This window comes from Streptomyces sp. HNM0575, from assembly GCF_012726265.1.
Taxonomy (GTDB): domain Bacteria; phylum Actinomycetota; class Actinomycetes; order Streptomycetales; family Streptomycetaceae; genus Streptomyces.
This window is the reverse complement of sequence record NZ_JAASAG010000011.1, coordinates 201,595-223,646: the sequence shown is the minus strand read 5'-3', so window position 1 is coordinate 223,646 and position 22,052 is coordinate 201,595. Positions and strand designations below refer to the sequence as shown.

General features: G+C 71.1%; 17 protein-coding genes and 1 tRNA gene. 9 read left to right on the top strand and 9 right to left on the bottom strand.

Annotation, left to right across the window (positions count from 1 at the left end):
* The first annotated feature begins 8 nt into the window (after positions 1-8).
* From HCC61_RS24880 to HCC61_RS24870, 3 genes are all read left to right on the top strand, one after another.
* Positions 9-599: a DUF6153 family protein gene (locus tag HCC61_RS24880; protein WP_169139001.1), complete on the top strand. Its 591-nt coding sequence runs from the start codon at positions 9-11 to the stop codon at positions 597-599.
* Between the two features lie 89 nt (positions 600-688).
* Positions 689-1,369: a DUF305 domain-containing protein gene (locus HCC61_RS24875; protein WP_169138999.1), complete on the top strand. Its 681-nt coding sequence runs from the start codon at positions 689-691 to the stop codon at positions 1,367-1,369.
* Between the two features lie 199 nt (positions 1,370-1,568).
* Positions 1,569-3,203, top strand: a complete 1,635-nt coding sequence (locus tag HCC61_RS24870; RefSeq protein WP_169138997.1) for an MFS transporter — start codon at positions 1,569-1,571, stop codon at positions 3,201-3,203.
* Between the two features lie 121 nt (positions 3,204-3,324).
* On the opposite strand, the gene HCC61_RS24865 is transcribed toward HCC61_RS24870, so the two are convergent.
* Positions 3,325-4,236, bottom strand: a complete 912-nt coding sequence (locus HCC61_RS24865) for a DMT family transporter (protein ID WP_169139209.1) — start codon at positions 4,234-4,236, stop codon at positions 3,325-3,327.
* Between the two features lie 353 nt (positions 4,237-4,589).
* On the opposite strand from HCC61_RS24865, the gene HCC61_RS24860 reads away from it, so the two are divergent.
* Together HCC61_RS24860 and HCC61_RS24855 are read left to right on the top strand one after the other, a co-directional pair.
* On the top strand, positions 4,590-4,916 hold the full coding sequence (locus HCC61_RS24860; protein WP_169138995.1) for a hypothetical protein: 327 nt from the start codon (positions 4,590-4,592) through the stop codon (positions 4,914-4,916).
* A gap of 416 nt (positions 4,917-5,332) precedes the next feature.
* Complete coding sequence (locus HCC61_RS24855; protein ID WP_169138993.1) at positions 5,333-7,756, top strand: SpoIIE family protein phosphatase; 2,424 nt, start codon at positions 5,333-5,335, stop codon at positions 7,754-7,756.
* A gap of 102 nt (positions 7,757-7,858) precedes the next feature.
* Here the strand turns inward: HCC61_RS24855 and HCC61_RS24850 are convergent.
* A tRNA-Leu gene (locus HCC61_RS24850) sits at positions 7,859-7,944 on the bottom strand.
* A 517-nt stretch (positions 7,945-8,461) separates the two neighbouring features.
* Here HCC61_RS24850 and HCC61_RS24845 point away from each other — a divergent pair.
* Together HCC61_RS24845 and HCC61_RS24840 are read left to right on the top strand one after the other, a co-directional pair.
* Positions 8,462-9,253, top strand: coding sequence for an ABC transporter ATP-binding protein (locus HCC61_RS24845; RefSeq protein WP_169138991.1), 792 nt, complete (start codon positions 8,462-8,464; stop codon positions 9,251-9,253).
* Between the two features lie 267 nt (positions 9,254-9,520).
* On the top strand, positions 9,521-12,076 hold the full coding sequence (locus HCC61_RS24840) for an ABC transporter permease (protein WP_169138989.1): 2,556 nt from the start codon (positions 9,521-9,523) through the stop codon (positions 12,074-12,076).
* Positions 12,077-12,362: 286 nt separating this feature from the next.
* On the opposite strand, the gene HCC61_RS24835 is transcribed toward HCC61_RS24840, so the two are convergent.
* From HCC61_RS24835 to HCC61_RS24825, 3 genes are all read right to left on the bottom strand, one after another.
* Positions 12,363-13,559, bottom strand: coding sequence for a Gfo/Idh/MocA family oxidoreductase (locus HCC61_RS24835; RefSeq protein ID WP_169138987.1), 1,197 nt, complete (start codon positions 13,557-13,559; stop codon positions 12,363-12,365).
* A gap of 211 nt (positions 13,560-13,770) precedes the next feature.
* Positions 13,771-15,111, bottom strand: a complete 1,341-nt coding sequence (locus tag HCC61_RS24830) for a cyclopropane-fatty-acyl-phospholipid synthase family protein (protein ID WP_169138985.1) — start codon at positions 15,109-15,111, stop codon at positions 13,771-13,773.
* Positions 15,112-15,392: 281 nt separating this feature from the next.
* Positions 15,393-16,817 (bottom strand): NAD(P)/FAD-dependent oxidoreductase, encoded by a 1,425-nt coding sequence (locus HCC61_RS24825; protein WP_169138983.1) that lies wholly within the window; start codon positions 16,815-16,817, stop codon positions 15,393-15,395.
* 500 nt (positions 16,818-17,317) lie between these two features.
* Here HCC61_RS24825 and HCC61_RS24820 point away from each other — a divergent pair, with 500 nt between their 5' ends.
* Together HCC61_RS24820 and HCC61_RS24815 are read left to right on the top strand one after the other, a co-directional pair.
* A complete protein-coding gene (locus HCC61_RS24820; RefSeq protein ID WP_169138981.1) occupies positions 17,318-17,590 on the top strand; it encodes a type II toxin-antitoxin system Phd/YefM family antitoxin in 273 nt (90 codons plus the stop codon).
* The gene (locus tag HCC61_RS24815) at positions 17,587-17,856 is read left to right on the top strand and encodes a type II toxin-antitoxin system RelE/ParE family toxin (RefSeq protein WP_169138979.1); all 270 of its coding nucleotides are present in this window, start codon (positions 17,587-17,589) and stop codon (positions 17,854-17,856) included. Before HCC61_RS24820 ends, HCC61_RS24815 begins: the two co-directional genes overlap by 4 nt.
* A gap of 31 nt (positions 17,857-17,887) precedes the next feature.
* On the opposite strand, the gene HCC61_RS24810 is transcribed toward HCC61_RS24815, so the two are convergent.
* The 4 genes from HCC61_RS24810 to eno all read right to left on the bottom strand — a co-directional run bounded on the left by HCC61_RS24810 (position 17,888) and on the right by eno (position 21,746).
* The gene (locus HCC61_RS24810) at positions 17,888-18,814 is read right to left on the bottom strand and encodes a Ppx/GppA phosphatase family protein (RefSeq protein WP_169138977.1); all 927 of its coding nucleotides are present in this window, start codon (positions 18,812-18,814) and stop codon (positions 17,888-17,890) included.
* Between the two features lie 148 nt (positions 18,815-18,962).
* Positions 18,963-19,496 (bottom strand): DUF501 domain-containing protein, encoded by a 534-nt coding sequence (locus HCC61_RS24805; RefSeq protein WP_169138975.1) that lies wholly within the window; start codon positions 19,494-19,496, stop codon positions 18,963-18,965.
* 134 nt (positions 19,497-19,630) lie between these two features.
* Entirely contained in the window at positions 19,631-20,158 is a 528-nt protein-coding gene (locus HCC61_RS24800) for a septum formation initiator family protein (RefSeq protein ID WP_169138973.1), read from the bottom strand.
* A gap of 307 nt (positions 20,159-20,465) precedes the next feature.
* Positions 20,466-21,746: a phosphopyruvate hydratase gene (eno, locus tag HCC61_RS24795; protein ID WP_169138971.1), complete on the bottom strand. Its 1,281-nt coding sequence runs from the start codon at positions 21,744-21,746 to the stop codon at positions 20,466-20,468.
* Positions 21,747-22,052 lie beyond the last annotated feature (306 nt).

Genomic DNA, 22,052 nt, shown 5'->3' with positions numbered 1-22,052 from the left:
TGCCGTTCGTGATCGCCGAACGCGCGCCGGAGTCCGAGTCCTACGGGGCTCCCGCATGCCGGCGCCAACGGCGTGCCTGGGCACCGCCGTTGCTGGTCGTCGCGCTGCTCTACGGGCTGCTCGCGATGCACGGCCTCGGAACGGCCGCGTCTCCGGCGGCGAGTCACGCACACGAGTCCGAGGCCTCCGTGGCCTCCCACTCGACGCACCCGGCGCACTCGATGGGCTCCATGCACTCGATGCGCTCGGCGCGCCCGGCACAGCCCGCGACGCAGGCGCACCCGTCGGAAGCCGTGGTTCCGGTGGACTCGGCAGACCCGGCGGGCGAGGCACGTACGTACGGCCCGCACGCCACCCCTCCGCTGCCGGAGCATCAGCACGCCGACGAGTGCGAGTGCGACGGCATGAACGGCCATGCCGCGCACGCCGACGCGACGTGCGCGGCGAGCGGGACCAGCGGTGGGCCCGCGATGGACGGGGCGGCGTTCGCGGCGGCCACGGGACCCCGGTACGCCACGGGCCTCGAAGGCTGCCGTCCGGTCACCGGCGGCGAACGGGCGCCGCCCTCGCTGCACCGGCTTCAACTCCTGCGCATATAGGGGCGCCTCACGGCACGGCCTACGTGGCCGCCGCCGTGTCCGGCGCATCCAGAAGGCACAACTCTTCGACACGCAGGAGCAGTACGAGCATGACCGCACACCGTTCTTTCCACGACCGCTCTTTCAACGACCACCACTCACACCCCCGCTCTTCCGTCCGCCGTGCGGTGTTCGCCGCGGCGTCCGCCGCCGTCGCCGCGCTGGCGCTCTCCGCCTGCGGCGGTGACGGCGGCGCACACGGAGGCAGCAGCCACGGAAGCGGCGCCCACGACAACGGCAAGAAGCCCGTGAAGGGCGCCGCAGCCGCCGACGTCTCCTTCGCGCAGGGCATGATCCCGCACCACCGCCAGGCCCTGGAGATGTCCCGACTGGCCTCGTCACGCGCGGAGTCGGCGCAGGTGAAGCAGCTCGCAGAGCGGATCGCCAAGGCGCAGAGGCCCGAGATCGAGAAGCTGTCCGGATGGCTGAAGTCGTGGGGCGAGAAGGTACCGGCCGCCGGCCAGGGCCACTCAGGGCACTCGGCTCACTCCGGTCACTCCATGCCCGGCATGATGACGCCTCAGGACATGGGGCACATGAAGAAGATGTCGGGCAAGCAGTTCGACCACGAGTTCCTGCTCAGCATGACGGCACATCACGAGGGCGCCGTCGACATGGCCCGTACGGAGGAGTCCGACGGCTCGTACAAGCCGGCCAAGGCCATGGCACGGGAGATCCGCCGCTCCCAGACCGATGAGATCAAGGAGATGCGCGGGCTTCTGAAGAAGTGACGCGTCCGCTCCCCTCCGGACCAGTTTCCGGAGGGGAGCACATCGCTCTCCGGGCCTCCGCCGCCGCCCGCTTCTCCGCGGGGCTCTCCGTACGGCACCCTTCCTGGGCGACTGGGTACCCGCGCCCGCACGCCACGACGCGGCGGCGACGACCGGCGCCACGACCCCGGCGTACGGAGCGAGGAGCGGAGGAGCGTCAGTGCCCGGAGCCAGATCGTCCGGAGGACCGGAGCAGGAACCGGAACCGGAGCCGGAGCCGGAGCCGGAGCCGGACCAACCGGCGCCCGAGGGACCGGCGCCCGGCGAAGAGGCACCCGGCGGACCGGCTCCCGGCCAAGAGCCGGCGGACCCCGGCTTCGGCCCGCGCCGCTGGAAGGCGCTGGCCGTCTGCCTCGTCGCGGGCTTCATGACGCTGCTGGACGTCTCGATCGTCAACGTCGCCCTCCCGTCCATCCGTCAGGGCCTGCACACCACGGAGTCCGAACTCCAGTGGGTGATCTCCGGCTACGCCCTCGCCTTCGGCCTGTTCCTCGTCCCCGCCGGACGGCTGGGCGACGCCCGTGGGCGGCGCCGCGTCTTCATGGCGGGGCTCGCCCTGTTCACGCTGGCCTCCGCCGGGTGCGGAGCCGCCCGTACGAGCACGTGGCTCGTGATCGCCCGGCTCGTACAGGGCCTGGGCGGCGCGCTGATCGCACCGCAGGTGTCGGCCCTGATCCAGCAGATGTTCTCCGGGCGGGAACGCGGCAGGGCCTTCGGCATGTTCGGCACGGTCGTCGGCGTCTCAACCGCCGTGGGACCGCTGCTGGGTGGCGTGATCATCCAGGCCGTCGGCGCGGGCGAGGGCTGGCGCTGGGTCTTCTACGTCAACCTGCCGACCGGCGTCGTCTGTCTGCTCCTCGCCCGGCGGCTGCTGCCGGACACCCCCACCGCGGGTGCCCGGCAGCCCACGCGGAGCCTCGACCCGTTGGGCGTCGTGCTGCTGGGAGCCGCCGTGCTGGCGGTGCTGCTGCCGTTCGTCCAGTCCCGGCAGTGGCCCGGCGACGGCAAGTGGCTGCTGCTGATCGCGGCGGCGGTGCTGCTGGTGTGCTTCGTACGGTGGGAGGCGCGGTGCACCCGGCACCGGACGGAGCCGCTGGTGGCGCTCTCCCTCTTCCGCATCCGCTCGTACTCGGCGGGATGCACGCTGATCGTCTTCCACTTCGCCGGTTTCACCTCGATCTTCTTCATCACCACGCTCTTCCTCCAGAGCGGGCTGAGCTACAGCGCGCTCCAGGCCGGGCTGGCGATCACGCCGTTCGCGCTGGGGTCCGGGGTGTCGGCGCAGCTCGGCGGGCGGTACGTGGACCGGTACGGGCGGAGCCTCGTCGCCTGCGGGCTCGCGATGACGGCCGTGGGCCTGGCGGGGACCGCGTTCACGGCGCACCAGATCGAGGAACGCACCACGGCCTGGTACCTGCTGGCGCCGCTGCTGCTCGCGGGGCTTGGCAGCGGACTCGTCATCGCCCCGAACCAGACGCTGACGCTCGCCCGCGTACCGGTGGCGCGCGGCGGCAGCGCCGCCGGGGTGCTACAGACCGGGCAGCGCATCGGGGCGGCGGTCGGCATCGCGGGCGTCGGCTCGCTGTTCTTCACCCGCCTCAACTCGGGCGCGGGCCACGGTCCTCCGGGTCTTGCCGACTGGCGCTCGGCGTACCAGCACGGGCTGATGCTGTCCGTGGTCTTCGTACTGGTCGCGCTGGTGGCCGCGCTTGCCGACGTATGGATGGGCCGGGCGGAGGGCGGCGGACAGCGGACACCGCCGCGCGGACCTGCCGAGCCCGCCCCTCCGCAATGACACCGGGCCGTACGGCCCGGCCCCGCTGTTCCGCTGCCCCACGGTTTCGCTGCCCCACGGTTTCGCTGCCCCACGGTTTCGCTACCTCGCCGTTCCGCTGGCTCGCGGCCCCGCGGCCCCGCTACCGCCGACGGCCGCTGTCGTCGAGCGCCGGCTCCTCGCCCGACCGCCCCGAGTTGCCAGAGGCTCCCGTCGGCATCGCCGGGTGCCGTCCGAGGATGAAGACACCGCCCACCGCGGCGCTGAGCCCGATGATCTGCCCCGTGATCGCCAGCGGGGTCAACTGCACCGTGTCGCCGAGGAAGCCGATGCCGCACACGATTCCCGCCAGCGGCTCGGCCGCCGTCAGCGCGGGCAGCGACTGCCGCAGCTGTCCCGTCTCGAAGGCGCTCTGCACCAGCACGAGTCCCACGACGGCCGAGGCCACGATGACGTACGGCTGCCAGCTCGTGACCAGTCCGGTGATGCCCGAGTCGTTCAGGATGCTGCTGGCCTCCCTGGTCAGCGCGTCCTGGAGGCCGTACAGCACACCCGCCGCCGCGGCCAGCAGCGGCGGCTCCTCCACGAGCCGCAGATGCCGCGCGATCACGACGAGCACCAGCGCCATCGCCACCACCGACCCGAGCACCAGCCAGTGACGCAGCGCGCTGATGTGCTCCTCGTCGCCTCCCTCGGGGGCGCCCGCAACCATGAACATCGCGACGCCGCCGCTGAGCAGCACCACACCGGCCCAGCCGGCGCGTCCCAGGCGCTGCCCGCTGATGTAGCGGGCCAGGGCCATCGCGAAGAGCAGATTGGTGGCGAGCAGGGGCTCGACCCTTGAGACGTCGCCCTGCGCCAGCGCGAGCGCGCTGAGGATCTGGCCGATCACCATGAATCCGATGCCGCACAGCCAGCGCGGCACCTTCATCAGGTCGAGCAGCAGCCGGAACGACAGGATGTCGGCCAGCGGGGCGCGGGCTGCGGCCTCCTGCTGGAGTACGAAGCCGAGGCCCAGAAAGCAGGCCCCGACCAGGCCGTACAGATAGACCATGAACGACATGCCACTCCACGGCGCTTGAGCGGGCCCGCGTCACCGGGGGCCGTCCGGATCCGGGGGATGTGTCCGATGAACATCAGCATCTCCCATATGTCACGGGCTCGGCGGCTGAGAGGTAGCGACACAGGCGATTGGCAACGGAGCGGACCAAGGCCCCGGGCCCGCCCGGACCGCATCTACCGCCGCCCCCGCCCGCTGGAGACCGGTCGCCTTCCGGCCGCGTGCAGACGGGTCACCTTCCGGCCGTACGGATGCCCGGTGGCCGGATCGGCCGCCCCGCCCGGTCCCGCGGGCCCCGGTTCGGCAACAGCACCACCGGGGCCGTGCGCGCTGCATAGCGTTGAGACATGAGTCTGACGACGGAGGGAGACGCCCCCGGGCCGGTGCGCTTCTATCTGGCCTGCGACGACATCGGCTGTCCTGCTCGCGCCGTATTCGACCTCGTGATCCACGAACCGCCGCCGCCCATCGAGGACGATCTCTTCGGGCACGTCCTGCACAGCAGCAGCCGTGCCGCGCCCTACCTCGAAGAGCAGGGCTGGACGTACCGGCAGGGGCTCGGCTACTGGTGTCCCACCTGCTCCGTTCCGCGGTCCAGGCGCCGTCCGCCGCCGAAGCCCGGCCGCAGGAACATCGCCCGCCGCCCGCGCCGTGACCCCCGCGGACCGCAGTGAACCGGTGAGGCCCGGGTGACCCGCTGAACCCGCGAGCTGCCTCGGCCCGGCGCCCACGACGACCCCCGACGCGTCCGCTCAACCGCCCCGGCGATCACGCTCGATGGCGCCCATCCGCCCCGTACGTCACCCTCCGTGCGATCACGGCCACCCGCCGTCCGGCACACGCATGAGCCCGATGCGCCCCCTGCGCCGACTCGTGCGCCCGCGAATTCCAGCCTTTCCGCGCGCCCCGCACACCTGCCGCCGCCAGGACAAGCCACACCGGAACGGTACGTATCCACCCCCGCACCGTCCGCTGCCCTGCACGCTTATGCACCGCTTTGATGACAGGTACGTCCCTCTGCCCGCTGCGGTTGTATCTGCTCCCGTATGGATCGACCCTGTAAGAAACGTATGCGGGCTGGATTGGTGCCATGAATGCGTGGAGCGAGGCCGAGACCATCGACTTCCGTGGGCCACTCGACGTCACGAGTGCGGCCACGGTGCTGCTCGACAGCGAGAACGTGGTCATCGGGTGGAGCGAAGCCGCCGGAGACCTCTTCGGCTATGAACCGCGCGAGATTCTGGGCCGGACGCTCGAGACGCTGATAGTGGACCGTACGTCCCAGGAACAGCCGCTCATCGACCTCCTCGACCGGTCCGTCGGCCCGGCCTGCCGCAGCGAGGCGAGCGTCGCACTCCACCGGGACGGCCACCGCATCGAAGTGGCCACGACGGTCTGCTCCCTGGAGGGCCGGGACGGCTCACCGCAGATCATGGTCGCCACCGCGCTGGAGCCGCTGCGCTCCTGGGAGGCGCACCAGGCCATGCTGCGCGGGCTCGCGACGCAGTCCCCGATCGGCCTGGGGATCTACGACACCGATCTGCGGCTGACGTGGATAAACGCCAAGTATCAGACGGAGATAGACCGCAAGTTCAGCGAGTACGCCGGGAAGCGCGTGAATGAGCTGTACGACGGCGGCGAGGTGATCTCGGAGGGCTACCCCAGTTCGCTCGAAGAGGTCATGCAGAACGTGATCGACACCGGCAAGCCCGTCTTCGGCCTGCTCTACGAGGCCCGGCCGCCGTTCGACCCGGAGCACGACCACGTCTGGTCGTGCGCGTACTACCGGCTCATGGACGCCGACGGGCACGTGATCGGCGTCTGCGAGGACGCCCTCGACATCACCGAGCGCTACCGCGCCCAGCAGCGGCTCGCGCTGACGGTGCGCGCGGGCGTCCGCATCGGCACGACCCTCGACATGATCACGACGGCCCGGGAGATCGCGGAGGTGGCCATCCCCGCCTTCGCCGACCGGGTCAGCGTGGACCTGGTCGAGGGGGTGCTGGAAGGGGAGGAGCCACGCCCGCAGGGAGAGTCGCCGTCCCTGATAAGAGTCGTTGAACGGCTCGGCACCCCGTACACGGGCGCCGGCAGCGAGGACGCGCCCACCGAGGGCCCCTATCCCGTGGAGTACGAGCCGGGCTCGCCGCAGCTCGCCTCGCTGGCGTCCCGTAAGGCCGTCACCGTCGACCGGCGCCCCGGCGAGGGAGGTGCGGACGACGACGTCCACGCCACGCTCGCGGTGCCGCTGCGCGCACGGGGCACCACCATGGGCCTGGCCACCTTCATGCGCACCGGCAATCCGGCCCCCTTCGACAACGACGAACTCGCCCTCGCCAACGAGCTCGCGACCCGCACCGCCCTGTCCATCGACAACGCCCGCCGCTACACCCGCGAGCGCGCCTCCGCCCTGACCCTCCAGCGCAACCTGTTGCCCAGGGGCCTGCCCGAGCAGTCCGCCGTCGACGTGGCGCACCGCTATCTGCCGTCCGACGTCGGACTGGGCGTCGGCGGCGACTGGTTCGACGTGATCGCCCTTTCCGGTACGCGCGTCGGCCTGGTCGTCGGCGACGTCGTGGGCCACGGCGTGCACGCGGCCGCCACCATGGGGCGGCTGCGCACCACCGTCAGGGCGCTGGCACGGCTCGACCTCGCGCCCGACGAACTCCTCTCCCGCCTCGACGACCTCGTGCTCCAGGGCGCAGAGGACCAGGAGCCCGGTGCCGTGCCCGGCACGGACGAGGGCCTCGGCGTCGCGTGCCTCTACGCCGTCTACGACCCGGTCTCCCGCAAGTGCACCGCGGCCCGGGCCGGCCACCCTCCGGCGGCCAGCGTCGACCCGCGTGGGAAGTTCCAGCTGCTGGACATCCCGCCGGGGCCGCCGCTGGGCGTGGGCGGGCTGCCGTTCGAGGCCATGGAGATCGAGTTGCCCGAGGGCAGCCTCCTCGCGCTCTTCACCGGCGGACTCGTCCAGGACCGCGACCGCGACATCGACACCGGCGTCGCGAAGCTGAAGGACGTGCTCAGCGACCGCGAGGGCACCCTGGAGGAGCTGTGCGACCGCGCCCTCAACGAACTCCAGCCCGACGGCCCGGCCACCGACGACGCGGCTCTCCTGCTGGTGCGCACGCACGAGCTCGGCGCGGACCAGGTCATCGGCTGGGAGCTGACCGCCGAGCCCAGCGCCGTCGCCCGCGCCCGCACGCTCGTGCTGGACCAGCTCTCCGAATGGGACCTGGACGAGATGGCGTTCACCACCGAACTCGTCGTCAGCGAGCTCGTCACCAACGCCATCCGGCACGCGGTCGGGCCCATCTATCTGCGGCTCATCCGGGACCGCAGCCTGCACTGCGAGGTCTCCGACAAGGGCCACACGTCACCCAACCTCCGGCACAGCGCGACCGACGACGAGGGCGGACGCGGACTGTTCATCGTGGCGCAGATGGTGCAGCGCTGGGGCACCCGCTACACGACCTCGGGCAAGACGATCTGGACGGAACAGACCCTGCCCTGACGTCATGGGCTTCGCTGACGGCGGCTGCCGGGGGCTGAGGGCTGAGGGTGCGTGCTGTGAGGGGGCGCTTGCCGACGGGGCGTCACGGCTCTGGCGCATGGGTGGTGCCCGGAGCCGGACTTGAACCGGCACGGCCCTCAGGGCCAACGAGGTTTAAGCTCGTCGTGTCTACATTCCACCATCCGGGCACCGGCTCCAGGACCCGCTGATTACGCAGAGCGTGCGGGTTCCTACCCCAGGGTGCAGGTAGAGCCTATCCAGCGTCAGACCCCCAACTGCCGGGCGTCATCCCGATGTTGTCTTATTTTATGGGCAACTGACGAGGCGTCAGCACCGCGGTCCCCACTTCGGAGCCCCGCTCCGAGGGCGTCTCTGTCACGGGAAATGACGGAAAGTCGCCGTCCGGACACTGGAATCGGTCTTCCGCGTATCAGTGCCGCCCATGCATCGCACGGACCCGCCCCGCGGTCCCCGTTCCCCGTGCGGTCACGGTCCCGTTGCCAAGTCCCGTCCCCCGTCCGGGACTCACCGGCCCTCGTCCGGGACTCAGGGAATCCGTCATACCCAGGGATGACCGCCCACGGAGTCCGTACCTCGGAAGGCGTGCCCCGATACCGGCACGGGGGCTGATCCGCGGGGGCGCACGGAAGGACAACATGGTGTGGTCCCTAGAGCCGTACACCGTCCCGACAGGAGCGCACTCCCGTGACCACCACCTACTCCTCCGCCGTACCGGCCGCCGCACCAGCGCCCTCCGGTGTCGCCGCAGCGCGCGCCGTGGACCTCTCCAAGGTCTACGGGCAGGGCGAGACCAAGGTGGTCGCCCTGGACCGCGTCTCGGTCGACTTCCGCAGGGCCGAATACACCGCGATCATGGGGCCGTCGGGCTCCGGCAAGTCCACGCTGATGCACTGCATGGCCGGTCTCGACTCGGTCTCCAGCGGCAGCGCCCTGATCGGTGCGACCGAGCTGACCCGGCTGAAGGACCGGAAGCTGACGAAGCTGCGCCGGGACCGGATCGGCTTCATCTTCCAGGCGTACAACCTGCTGCCGACGCTCAACGCGATGGAGAACATCACGCTCCCGCTCGACATCGCCGGCCGCAAGGCCGACCAGGCGTGGCTCGACCGCGTCATCGAGACCGTGGGTCTCTCCGGGCGGCTCAAGCACCGCCCGAGCCAGCTCTCCGGCGGCCAGCAGCAGCGCGTGGCCGTGGCCCGTGCGCTCGCCAGCCGGCCGGAGATCATCTTCGGTGACGAGCCGACCGGCAACCTCGACTCGCGCGCCGGGGCCGAGGTGCTGGGCTTTCTCCGCAACTCCGTACGGGAGTTGGGCCAGACGATCGTGATGGTCACCCACGACCCGGTGGCCGCCTCCTACGCCGACCGCGTCGTCTTCCTCGCCGACGGGCGCATCGTCGACGACATGTACGGGCCGACGGCCGAGTCGGTGCTGGAGCGCATGAAGAACCTCGACGCGAGGGTGCGTACGAACTGAGCGTCGTGACGAGTTGAGCGTCCGCGCGCACCGGGCGTCCGCACGCACCGGGCGTCCCTACGAGACGCCTCCGTACGCGGCACCTCCGTACGAGACGCCTCCGTACGAGACGCCTCCGTACAAGACGCCTCCGCACGCACCCGCCCTCGCCCGGCGCCGCCGACCCCGGCGGTGACACAGCCCGCCCGGGCCCGGCACCCACGAACCAGGACCGCAGGTCCCGGGGTCCCACGTCGGGATCCCGGACCCAGAACCCAGGACTCACCGATGCTCCGTACCGCCTTGCGCAACGTCTTCGCGCACAAGGCCCGGCTGCTGATGACCGTGCTCGCCGTGCTGCTCGGCGTGGCCTTCGTCTCCGGCACCCTGGTCTTCACCTCGACCATCTCGGCCGCCTACCAGAAGAGTTCGGAGAAGGGCTACAGCCACGTCGATCTCGCGATCGAGCCGCCCTCGGGTTCCGCGGCCGCGGAACCCGGCGGAAGGCCCGGCGAAGTGAAGCGGCTGTCGCAGGCCACCCTCGACAAGGCCCGCGCGCTGCCCGGCACCGAGAGCGCCAGCGGCTCGGTCACCGGCTTCACCGCCCTCGCCGACAAGCACGGCAAGCTCGTCGGCAAGGGCTGGCAGTCCTCGGGCGGCAACTACGACGCGGGCCGCAACGGCCGGGGCGAGGACGCCCGTTACCCGATGAAGCACGGCCGTGCCCCCCGTTCCTCCGACGAGGTCGCAGTCGATTCCGCGACCGCGCAGCGCACCGGCTTCAAGGTCGGCGACACCGCCCGGATGTCGGTCGACGGGCCGGTGCTCAAGCAGCGCGTCGTCGGCGTGTTCGACACCGACGACGGCAATGTCGCGGCCGGCGGCACCCTCGTGCTCTTCGACACCCCCACCGCGCAGCGGCTGTTCGCCCAGCCGGGACAGTACGACCAGATCACGCTGAAGGCCGCCGACGGCACCTCGCAGAGCGAGCTGAAGGCGCAGGCGAAGAAGATCCTCCCGGCCGGTTCGGAGGCCGTGACCGGAAAGAAGCTCGCCGACGACCAGTCGGAGGCGATCAAGAAGAGCATGAGCGGCATGCAGACCGCGATGCTCGTCTTCGCGGGAATCTCGCTCTTCGTCGGCATCTTCATCATCGCCAACACCTTCACGATGCTCGTCGCCCAGCGCACCAAGGAACTGGCGCTGCTGCGGGCGGTGGGCGCGGGACGCCGCCAGGTGACCCGCTCCGTGCTCGTCGAGGCGCTCGTCGTGGGCACCGTGGCAGCCGTGGCGGGACTGGCCGCGGGAGTCGGCGTCGGCGCGGTGCTGCGCTCCCTCATGGGCCGGTTCGGCGCGGAGGTGCCGGACGGTCCGCTCATCGTGGACGGAACCGCCATCGGGGCCTCGCTCGCCACGGGGATCGTGGTGACCGTACTGGCCGCGTGGCTGCCCGCCCGCAAGGCCGCGAAGATCCCGCCGGTGGCCGCGATGAGCAGCGTTCACGCGGCGGCGACGACGCGCTCGCTGGTCATCCGCAACACCTTCGGCGCGCTGCTGGCCGCCGCCGGTACGGCGCTCGTGCTGTACGGCGCGGGCATGGACGACAGCGATACGGCGAAGCTGCCGCTGGGGGCGGGCGCCGCGACGCTCCTCATCGGCGTGTTCGTGCTGACGCCGCTGCTGTCGCGGCCGTTGATCGCGGCGGCCGCGCCGCTGATGCGGATCTTCGGGGTGTCGGGGAAGCTGGCGCGGCAGAACTCCGTACGCAATCCGCGCCGTACGGCCGCGACCGCGTCCGCGCTGATGATCGGCCTCACCCTCATCACCGGCATGACGGTCATCGCGGGAAGCGTGCAGCAGGCCATCGAGAAGATGGCCACGGACGCGCTGAAGGCTGACTACACGGTCAGCATGGCCAACCGGTCACCGCTCTCGCCGCAGGTCGAGCGGAAGCTGGCCCACGACGACCAGGTCGAGTCGGTCAGTCCGCTGCGCAACTCACCGGCCAGGATCGGCGGTTCGACCGAGTACCTGACGGGCGTGAACGGCGGGTCGATCGACGACCTCACCGACCTGCCCTTCGTATCCGGCGGCTGGGACGGGCTGTCCGGCGACAAGGCCGTCGTCGACAAGGACACGGCCAAGTCCAAGGGCTGGAAGACCGGTTCGACCTTCCCGGTCGTCTTCGAGGACGGCAAGAAGAGCCGGATGACCGTCGCGGGCGTCTACGAGGGCAACGAGATGATCCAGGGGATCATGCTCGACACCGGAACCCTCGATCCGCACATGAAGCAGCTGTCCAGCATGCAGGTCATGGTCAAGACGAAGGACGGCACGAGCGATTCGGCGAAGACCTCGCTGGAGCGGGCCATGGGGAACAACCCGGCCGTGCAGGTCCAGGACGAGAAGGACGTCTCCGAGTCCATCGCCAAGGCCTTCACGCTGATGCTCAACATGCTCTACGGGCTGCTCGCCATGGCGGTGATCGTGGCCGTGCTGGGTGTGGTCAACACCCTTGCCATGTCGGTCTTCGAGCGGTCCCAGGAGATCGGGATGCTGCGGGCCATCGGTCTCGACCGGCGGGGCATCAAGCGGATGGTGCGCCTGGAGTCGCTGGTCATCTCCCTCTTCGGCGGTGTGCTGGGGATCGGTCTCGGCGTCTTCTTCGGCTGGGCGGCGGGCAGGATCGTCGGGCTGTCGCTGTCGACGTACACGCTGGTGCTGCCGTGGGACCGGCTTGGCATCTTCCTCGGACTGGCCGCGGTGGTGGGCATGCTGGCGGCGCTGTGGCCGGCGCGGCGGGCCGCGAAGCTGAACATGCTGACCGCGATCAAGACGGAGTAGAGGGCCGTCCGGATCGGCACGCGATCCGGGGCGTGCGCCGGCATGCGCACGCCCCGGGTCCCGCAGGACCAGGAGCCCGAGAGCCCGGCGCCAGGACCAGGAGCCCGAGAGCCCGAGCGCCCGAGCGCCCCGGTCCTCCGTAAGACGAGATTGCGAACCGGCGTACGTGCCCGCGGCCGACCTCTCCGCGGGCACGCGGCCGGCCCCGCGGCCCGGTCCCTCAACTGAGGGGCCGGGCCGCGGCGTTCAGCGGACGCCGGCGTCTCGCCCGTCGAAGCCCTCCGCCTCAGCCGGGTGCGTCCCCGAAGTCGGGTACGGGAAGCCGCTCGCCGCCGCGCAGCGCCGAGTCGTGCGCCACGATGCCGGGCAGCGTGTAGCGCGCGGCCACCCACGCGTTGACGGTCGGAGTGCTGCCGTCGTTCACGGCGGTGACGAAGTCGTCGGCGAGGAAGTGGTGGCTGCCCTCGTGTCCGTTGGGGGCGTGCGCGAACTCCCGTGGCAGCCGGGCGCGATCGTGCACCGGCGCCGTGCCGGAGACGAACGCGTCCCGCAAGGCGGGCGACACCTCGGCGAGCGACGGATCGTCCGCGGCGAGCGAAGGCGCCGCCTTCAGATGCTCCGAGACGTCCCGCACACCGCTCCTGTCCTGCCAGAAGCTGACGGTCGCCAGCTGCTCGAAGCTCCCCTCAGTGCCGAAGAAGCGGAAGCGGGACTCGCGGATGTGCGAGGGATAGCCGACCCGCCGGAACTCGTTCGTACGGAACGAACCGCCGCCCGCGACCTCGAAGAGCGCCGTCGCATTGGACAGGTCGTTGCCGAACCGGCTTGTCTCCCGGTCGAATACGCCGTCCCCGCGCTCATCGGGCACGCCGAGCGCGCTGACGCTCGTCGCATGCGTCCGCCAGGCGCCCAGCACCCCTCCGATGCTGTGGGTGGGGTAGAGCAGCGGCGGATAGCTCGCCGTCTCCTTCCAGCGCTCGCCTCCGCTGTAGCGGTACGCGTCGTAGAAGCCGAGGTCCATGTCGTGCACGTAGTCGCCCTCGGCGTAGAAGAGCCGCCCGAAGCCGCCGTCGGCGATCCTCTCGCGGGCGTAGACGGTGGCCGGGTTGTAGTGGCTGGTCTCGCCCATCATGTACGTCAGGCCGGTCTCCTTGACGGCCTCGACGATGTCCGCGCACTCCTCGTACGAGACGGCCATGGGCACCGCGGAGTAGACGTGCTTGCCCGCGCGCAGCGCCCGCACCGCGAGCGGGCCGTGCGTCCAGCGCTGGGTGAAGAGGGCGACGGCGTCGACGTCCGTCCCGAGCAGCTCCTCGAACGAGGACACGGTGCCGGCCAGCCCCTCCGCGGCGACGAGCCGTTCGGCACGCTCGGGGAGGAGATCCGTCACGTGTACGTCGCTGACGCCCGGGTGGAGACGGAAGAGTTTGGCGAAGGATCCGGCGAACTGGCCGGCACCGACGATTCCGATGGAGAAGGGCACGAGCGAAGCCTTTCCATCGCCGCCCACCGCAACCCAGGGGCGGAGCCGGTGCACCTGGAGACGAAGGTCTCCGACTTCCACGACCGTACGCGCACCGGGCGGGGCATCGGACAGTCGCCCGTCCGGTGCCCCGCCCGCCGGCAGCCCCCGCCTTGCGCAGCGCCCACCGTGCGCGGCGTCCGCCGTGCGCGACGTGACGCCGCGCCTCACCTCACGCCGCGCGCCAGTCCCTCGTGCGCAGCGGCAGCCCCGAAGCCCCGTCGGCCGAGGCACGGACCGCGAGGATCTGGTTGATGCCGATCCGGTTGTGTTCGAAGGCCAGCGCCGACGCGGCCATGTAGAGCCGCCACACCCGGGCCCGTCCGTACGAGGTGAGGCGCGCGGCCCGGTCGAACGCGGCCTCCAGATTGGCGACCCACGCCCGCAGCGTCAGCGCATAGTGCTCGCGCAGCGATTCCAGGTCGCGCACCTCGAAGCCGGCCTCCTCCAGCACGGCGACGGTCTGCCCCACGGGGGCGAGTTCGCCGTCGGGGAAGACGTAGGCGTCGATGAACTCGTCGACCTCGTACGCCGATTCGTCCGCCAGCGGACGGCGCCCGATCTGATGGTTCAGCAGCCGTCCGCCCGGCCGCAGCAGCGAGTACAGGTCGTCCGCGTAGTCGCGGTAGCGCTCACGGCCGACGTGCTCGGCCATGCCGATGGAGGAGATCGCGTCGTACGGGCCGTCCCGCACCTCGCGGTAGTCCTGCACCCGGATCTCCACGCGCTCGGTCAGCCCCTCCTCGGCAACGCGCTTACGGGCGTACGTGGCCTGCTCCTGGGAGAGCGTGATGCCGACGGCGCGCACCCCGTACTCGCGAGCCGCGTGCAGCACCAGTGAGCCCCAGCCGCATCCGACGTCGAGCAGCCGCTGGCCTTCGCGCAGCGCGAGCTTGCGGCAGACCAGATCGAGTTTGGCGCGCTGCGCGCCCTCCAGGGTGGGCGTGCTGCCGGGGGCGGCGGGCTCCCAGTAGGCGCACGAGTAGACCATGCTCGGGCCGAGCACGAGCTCGTAGAAGTCGTTGCCCACGTCGTAGTGGTGGCTGATGGCCCCGCGGTCGCGGGCGCGGCTGTGCCGTACGCCGAAGCTCCTGGTCCGTTCCTCGGCGGGCGGCGAGGGCGGGGGCAACGCGCCCCCGAGAGCGGCCAGTTCACGGGCGGCGGAACGGATTCCCGGATCCCGGACGCGGGCGAGAAGGGAGCGCAGGCCGCGCTGAGCCGGTGCCTCCTCCTGCTGGTCCTTCTCCCACATCAGGCCGGCCAGCCGGTCGAGCAGCTCGTACAGCTCGCCGTCCCCGTCGGTGTCCAGCTCTCCGGCCACCCATGCGCGGGCCAGGCCCAGTTCGCCGGGCCGCCACAGGATGCGGCGCAGCGCGCGCCGGTGGCGTACGCGGAGGACGGGGGCTTCCGGCGGGCCGCCTTCGCTGCCGTCCCAGGCGCGGATGCGGACGGGGAGCGGAGCGCCGAGCAGCCGTTCGGTGAGCGCGCTGAGTCGGGACGCGACATCGTTCATTGCACACACCTCCATGACGGATGGGGTGAATCCCCGTACATGCAACACGATTGGCTTGCGAACTATGCCGTCGCACACACCGATTTGTCATCGCATCACCTCGCGACCGCGTGCGGCCGGGCTGAGCAGGCACGACGGCGCTGCGGCCGGACGCGGCGAACGCAGGCGCGGCAGGGAGGAGCAGCAGGGAGGAGCGGGAACGACGAAGGGGGCGCCCGCCCCACGGATGGCGGACGCCCCCTTCGCGGAGGTCTTCCGGCGGCCGGTCACCGGCCCCCGGTTCAGGAGGCCCTGGCCTCTTCCCGGTGGCCGGCCTGGTCGCGGCTCTCCTTGACGCGGGTCTTGCGCTCGGCCGCCGCCTGCTCGGACGCGGTGGCGGTCACGGGCGACGCGGCCTCGTAGAACTCCTCGCGCGGGTGCTCCATCGCGCCGAGCGAGACGACCTCGCGCTTGAGGAACATCGCCAGCGTCCAGTCGGCGAAGACGCGGATCTTGCGGTTCCAGGTGGGCACCGCGAGACCGTGGTACGTGCGGTGCATGTACCAGGCGAGGCGGCCCTTGAGCTTGATCCGGGTCCTGCCGAGGACGATCATCGCGACGCCCTTGTGCAGTCCGAGCCCGGCGACCGCGCCCTTGTTGGCGTGCTTGTACTCGCCCTGCGGGAAGCCGCGCAGCCGCGAGATGACGTTGTCACCGAGCGCCTTGGCCTGGCGCAGCGCGTGCTGCGCGTTCGGCGGGCAGTAGGCGTTGTCCCCGCCGGCGGCCAGGTCGGGCACCTGCGCGTTGTCGCCCGCGGCCCAGACGTGGTCGGTGCCGCGGACCTGCATGGTCGCGTCGACGTCCACGTGTCCCTTGGGGCCGAGCGGCAGTCCGAAGCGGGCCAGTGCCGGGTTCGGCTTCACGCCGGCGGTCCACACGATGGTGCTGGAGTCGATCTCCAGGCCGTTGCTCAGCACGACGTGCCCGTCGACGCACGACTCCATCGACGTCTTGAGGTAGCACTCGACGCCGCGGCTCTTGAGGTGCTCCAGGCCCCACTCGCCCAGCTTCGGCCCGACCTCGGGCAGGATGCCGGGCGCGACGTCGACGAGGATGAAACGCATGTCCTCGCGGCGGACGTTGGGGTAGTACCTGGCCGCGTCACGTGCCATGTCCTCGACCTCGCCGACGGTCTCCGCACCCGCGAAGCCGCCGCCGACGAAGACGAACGTCAGCGCGCGGCGCCGCACGTCCTCGTCGTTGGTCGAGTCGGCCTTGTCCAGCTGCTCGAGCACGTGGTTGCGCAGGCCGATGGCCTCCTCCACGCCCTTCATGCCGATGCCGTTCTCGGCGAGGCCGGGGATCGGGAAGGTGCGGGAGACGGCGCCCATGGCGATGACCAGGTAGTCGAAGGGCAGGTCGTACGCCTCGCCGACGAGCGGCGCGATCGTGGCGACCTTGCTCTCCTGGTCGATCGTCGTCACGCGGCCGGTGAGGACCTCCGCCTTGGGCAGCACACGCCGCAGCGGGACCACGACGTGGCGCGGCGAGATGCTTCCGGCGGCGGCTTCGGGAAGGAAGGGCTGATACGTCATGTACGAACGCGGGTCGACGACGGTGACCGTCGCCTCGCCGTAGCGCATCTTCTGAAGGATGCGCCGCGCCGTGTACAAGCCGACGTATCCGCCGCCCACTACGAGGATTCGGGGACGCTCCGTGGTGCTCATGCCATCGAGTATCCACCTGCCTCGGGGGGTGACCTCGTGAGGGGCTTCACAAGCATGCCCGCACCCCCTGCTACACTGCGCGGCCACGCATCGGCACCGTTCCGGGAGCCGATACACGGGCCGGGACCGCAGTGCGGTGATCCCCGCCGTGAGCTGCATTTATCGCCCGCGCCGCGAGTACGCCGCCGGGCCTCGCCGCCGCCCTTCATCCGGCCGGAATACGGCGTTCACAGCCGGCCGTTCCCGCAGGGACCCCTCATCGGCCCGAAATCGGTGTGATGTGCGTCCGACGAGGCGGTTTTCCACGTGAATTATTTCACGAGACTGCTTTCCGAGGCCTCCGCAGCGGTGCACGGGCACCCTTTCAAAGGTGAGCGCCCATGCTCAAGTGAGAGATCGAAGGCCCTCAAGTCAGGCTCCACGCAATGCCGTTGAGGACGGCCCGCGAATGCGACTCTTACGCCTGGCACCGTGTACACGTAAGTGCGTACACTGAGTCCATGACCGAGAACACCGCGACCGTCAGGGACGCACGCGCACACCTCGCGGAACACATCAACCAGGCCGAGGAAGGCACTCCGACCGTCATCACACGCAATGGTGCCCCGGTCGCCGCAGTCGTGCCGATCGCCGACTTCGAAGCGCTGGAAGACGCGGCCGACGTGATGCTGGCCCGCGAAGCGGAAGCAGTCCTGGCCGACGGCGAGCCCACCGTTTCCATGGCCGAGCTGCTGGCGGACCTGTTCAGCGAGCGCGGTGAAGGCGCCGCGTGAAGTACGCGTTCCGGTTCACCACCGCTGCACAGCGGCAGATCCGGGCCATCGACCGACCCGAAGCCATGCGCATCCTGACCGCACTGACCGCTCTCGGCGACGATCCGTACCGCGAGGACGCCGACATCAAGAAGCTCACCGGCCCCTCGGGTCTCTACCGCCTCCGAGTCGGCAACTACAGGGTCGCGTACCAGATCAACGACGGTGAACTCGTCATTCTCGTCGTCAAGGTGGGCGACCGGCGGGATGTCTACCGCAACCTGTAGCGCCCATGCTCGAGTGAGAGATCGAAGGCCCTCAAGTCAGGCTCCACGCAATGCCGTCCAGGATGTCGTGCTCGCTGACGACGACCTCCCGCGCGCCCGTACGTTCCATGATCGTCAGCAGTATGACGGCGCCCGCCGTGATCACGTCCACGCGGCCGGGGTGCATCACGGGGATCGCCGCGCGCTCGTCGTGCGTCGACGACAGCAGCCGCTCGACGATGGCGGCGACGTCATCGCTCGGCACCCGGGAGTGGTGGATGGCGGAGGCGTCGTAGGCGTCGAGGCCCAGCGCGATGCCGGCGACGGTGGTGACGGTGCCCGCGAGGCCGACGAGCGTGTGCGCCTGCGTGAGCGGCACGCTCCGCTCCGCCTCGTCGAGAGCCGCCTCGATGTCCGTACGCATCGCCCGGTGCTGGTCCCGCGTGACGGGTCCGGACAGTCCGTGGCGCTCGGTGAGCCGTACGCAGCCGATGTCGACCGACCTCGCGGCCCGTACGGAATCGTCGCCGACGACGAACTCCGTCGAGCCGCCGCCGATGTCCACGACGAGATACGGCTTCTCCAGGTCGGTGCGGCCCTTCAGCTCCTTCGTGGCGCCCGTGAAGGAGAACTGCGCCTCCTGGTCGCCGGTGATCACCTCGGGCTCGACGCCGAGGATGCCGACGACGCCGCGTACGAACTCGTCCCGGTTCTCCGCGTCCCGCGACGCGGAGGTGGCGACGAATCGCACGCGGCCGGCGCCGTGCCGCTCCACGGCACGTGCGTAGTCGCGGCAGGCGGCGAAGGTGCGCTCCAGCGCCTCCGGGGCGAGGCGGCCCGTACGGTCGACGCCCTGGCCGAGGCGGACGATCTCCATCCGCCTTTCCAGGTCCTTGAGTTCGCCGGTGGCCGGGTCGGCGTCGGCGACCAGCAGCCGGATCGAGTTCGTACCGCAGTCCACGGCGGCGACGCGGGTCATGCGCTCCTTCACGCTCCTCACTCGGCGGGTGGGACTCAGCGTATGCGCGCCGGGTGGCCCGGCCTTCGGCATACGGGCGGGTCCGGATCCGGATCCGGCCGGTGTCCCGGCGCGGTGTCCCGTGCGGGCCCCGGCCCGTACGCGGCAGTCAGTCCTGGCCGGCGGCCGGTGGGACCTGGACGCAGGGCCCCTTGGCCCACCACTCCGGAAGCATGGCCAGCGCCTCGTCGCCGAGCGGGTTGACGCCGGGACCGGCGACGAGGGAGTGCGCGACGAGTACGTGCAGACACTTCACGCGGTCCGGCATTCCGCCGGCGCTGGGGAAGCCCGCGAGCAGCTCGATGGCGTCGCGGCGGGCGAGATAGTCCTCGTGAGCGGCGCGGTAGGCCGTGGCCAGCTCCTCGTCCTCGGCGAGCCGCGCCGTCATCTCGCGCATCACGCCCTCGGCCTCCAGCGTGCCGATGGCGGAGGCCGCGCGCGGGCACGTCAGGTAGTACGTGGTGGGGAACGGAGTGCCGTCCTCCAGTCGCGGCGCCGTCTCCACGACGTCCGGCAGACCGCACGGGCAGCGGTGCGCGATCGCGCGCAGACCGCGCGGGGGACGGCCCAACTGCGCCTGGAATGCGGCCACATCGGCGTCCGTGGGCGGCGTGGGCTCGGTCTGCGGCGGTGGCTTTTCCATCGGTGCGGGCTCTTCCGGGTTCTGTGGTCGTGTGGGGCTGCCGGGCGGTCGGGAGGAGGAGTGCGGGGCGGGCGGTCGTACGGCCGGGGCCGGGGCCGTTCGTACGGGCGAACGCCCTTGCGCGAGGCGGGAGTTCAGCGACCGCCGGGGGACGCGGCGCCGCCGATGCCCTCGGTACGGTCGGCGCGGTCGGCGCGCCCGCTCCGGTCCGCCTTGTCGACGCCGTCCCAGAGGTTCTGGTACCAGGCGCGGTCGGAGCCGCGACCGGCGGGCCGCCGCGCGTCGCCCGTGCCGTCCGGCAGCGTGAAGCCGGTCTCGCCGGGCCGTACGAAGTGCAGGTGCCTGCGGGCCTGTTGCTCCACGTAGGCGGAGTCCTGCCAGCGCGCCCGCTCCTTGCGCAGCCGGTCGACCTGCTTGCGTGCGTGCTCCGCCTGACGCTGCTGCTCGGCGATCTCCGTACGCTGCGACACGTACTGCCGCATCGGATAGGCCAGCGCCACGACCAGCGAGCAGACGACCAGCGCCAGCACCGCGGCGCGGCCCGTGAGGCGGCTGCGGCGCGGGGTGCGCACGGTGCGCCCGCGGGCGCGGTAGACGCGTTCGGCGGCCCGGGTGCCGAGCGCCCTGAGTCTGGTCGCGGTGGAGAACCGATCCGCGGGCACGTTCCTCCCCTTGTCCCCTTCTCAGCCGTCCGGCTGTCCGGTGTCCGGCTGTCCGTGGTGCTGCTGCGGGCCGACGCCTGGCGAACGGCCCCCGCCACCGTACGGGAACGGCGGCGGGGACGGGCGCAGCGACGGCCGGCCCGGTACCGCGGCCTGTGACGCGGCAGGGGCCGGCCGTGCGGAGAGCAGGCCCCGTACGGAACGCCGGATGCGAGAGGCCGTGAGCGACTGCCGGGACGCGGCGCCGTCAGCCGTCGCAACGGAGCCTGTCAGCCCTTGTATCGGGAGCTGGTCCTTGTAGCGGGGACTAGCCCTTGTAGCGCGGGAAGGCGCTGCGCCCGGCGTAGACGGCGGCGTCGTCGAGGATCTCCTCGATGCGCAGCAGCTGGTTGTACTTGGCGACGCGCTCGGAGCGGGCGGGGGCGCCCGTCTTGATCTGCCCGCAGTTGGTGGCGACGGCCAGGTCGGCGATGGTGACGTCCTCGGTCTCGCCGGAGCGGTGGGACATCATGCACTTGAAGCCGTTGCGCTGGGCCAGCTCCACGGCGTCGAGGGTCTCGGTGAGCGAGCCGATCTGATTGACCTTCACCAGCAGCGCGTTGGCGGCGCCGTCCTCGATTCCGCGGGAGAGCCGCTCCGGGTTGGTGACGAACAGGTCGTCGCCGACGAGCTGCACCTTGGTGCCGAGCTTCTCGGTGATGGTCTGCCAGCCGGCCCAGTCGTCCTCGTACAGCGGGTCCTCGATGGAGACGAGCGGGTAGGCGTCGACGAGTTCCGCGTAGTAGTCGGTCATCTCGGCGGCGCTGCGCTCCTTGCCCTCGAAGGAGTAGACGCCGTCCTTGTAGAACTCGGACGCGGCGACGTCGAGCGCGAGGGCGATGTCCTGCCCGATGGTGTAGCCGGCCTTCTGCACGGCCTCGACGATGAGGTCGAGCGCCTCGCGGTTGGAGCCGAGGTTCGGCGCGAAGCCGCCCTCGTCGCCCAGGCCGGTGGCCAGGCCCCGCTCCTTCAGCACGGACTTGAGTGCGTGGTACGTCTCCGCGCCCCAGCGCAGCGCCTCGGAGAAGGACTCCGCGCCGATCGGGGCGATCATGAACTCCTGGATGTCCACGTTGGAGTCCGCGTGGGAGCCGCCGTTGAGGATGTTCATCATCGGCACGGGCAGCATGTGCGCGTTGGGGCCGCCGAGGTAGCGGAAGAGCGGCAGGTCGGAGGCCTCAGAGGCGGCGTGCGCGACGGCGAGCGAGACGCCGAGGATGGCGTTGGCGCCGAGCGAGGACTTGTCGGCCGTGGCGTCCAGGTCGAACATCGCCTGGTCGATGAGGCGCTGCTCCGTGGCGTCGTACCCCACGAGCTCCGGGCCGATCTGCTCGATGACGGCGAGCACGGCCTTCTCCACGCCCTTGCCGCCGTAGCGGCCCGTGTCACCGTCGCGGAGCTCCAGTGCCTCGAAGGCTCCGGTCGAGGCGCCCGACGGAACGGCAGCACGGCCGGTGCTGCCGTCGTCGAGGCCGACCTCGACCTCGACCGTGGGGTTGCCTCGCGAGTCGAGGATCTCGCGGGCTACGACGACGTCGATGGACGGCACGAGGATCTCCTTCGTGAAGGGTCTGGCTTACTGCCCAGAGCCTAACGGGCATGGGGTGATGCCCCTGTCGCCAGTCGTGTCGGGGGGTTGAACGGCGGGCGGCGCACGGTGAAGGAGGCCAGCTCAGGGATGCAGCGGCGGTTCCCCGAATTTGTTCGGGAGGGGAAGAAAAGCGGGACCGGTCCGGACGGTCCGGACCGTAAGGCCCCGTGAGGAGTCCCCGCACCGCTCGGAGCACCGCACTTCGGCTCCCGTTGCCGCCGCTTCGGCTGCTCCGGCTCCCGTTGCCGCCGCTTCAGCTCCTCC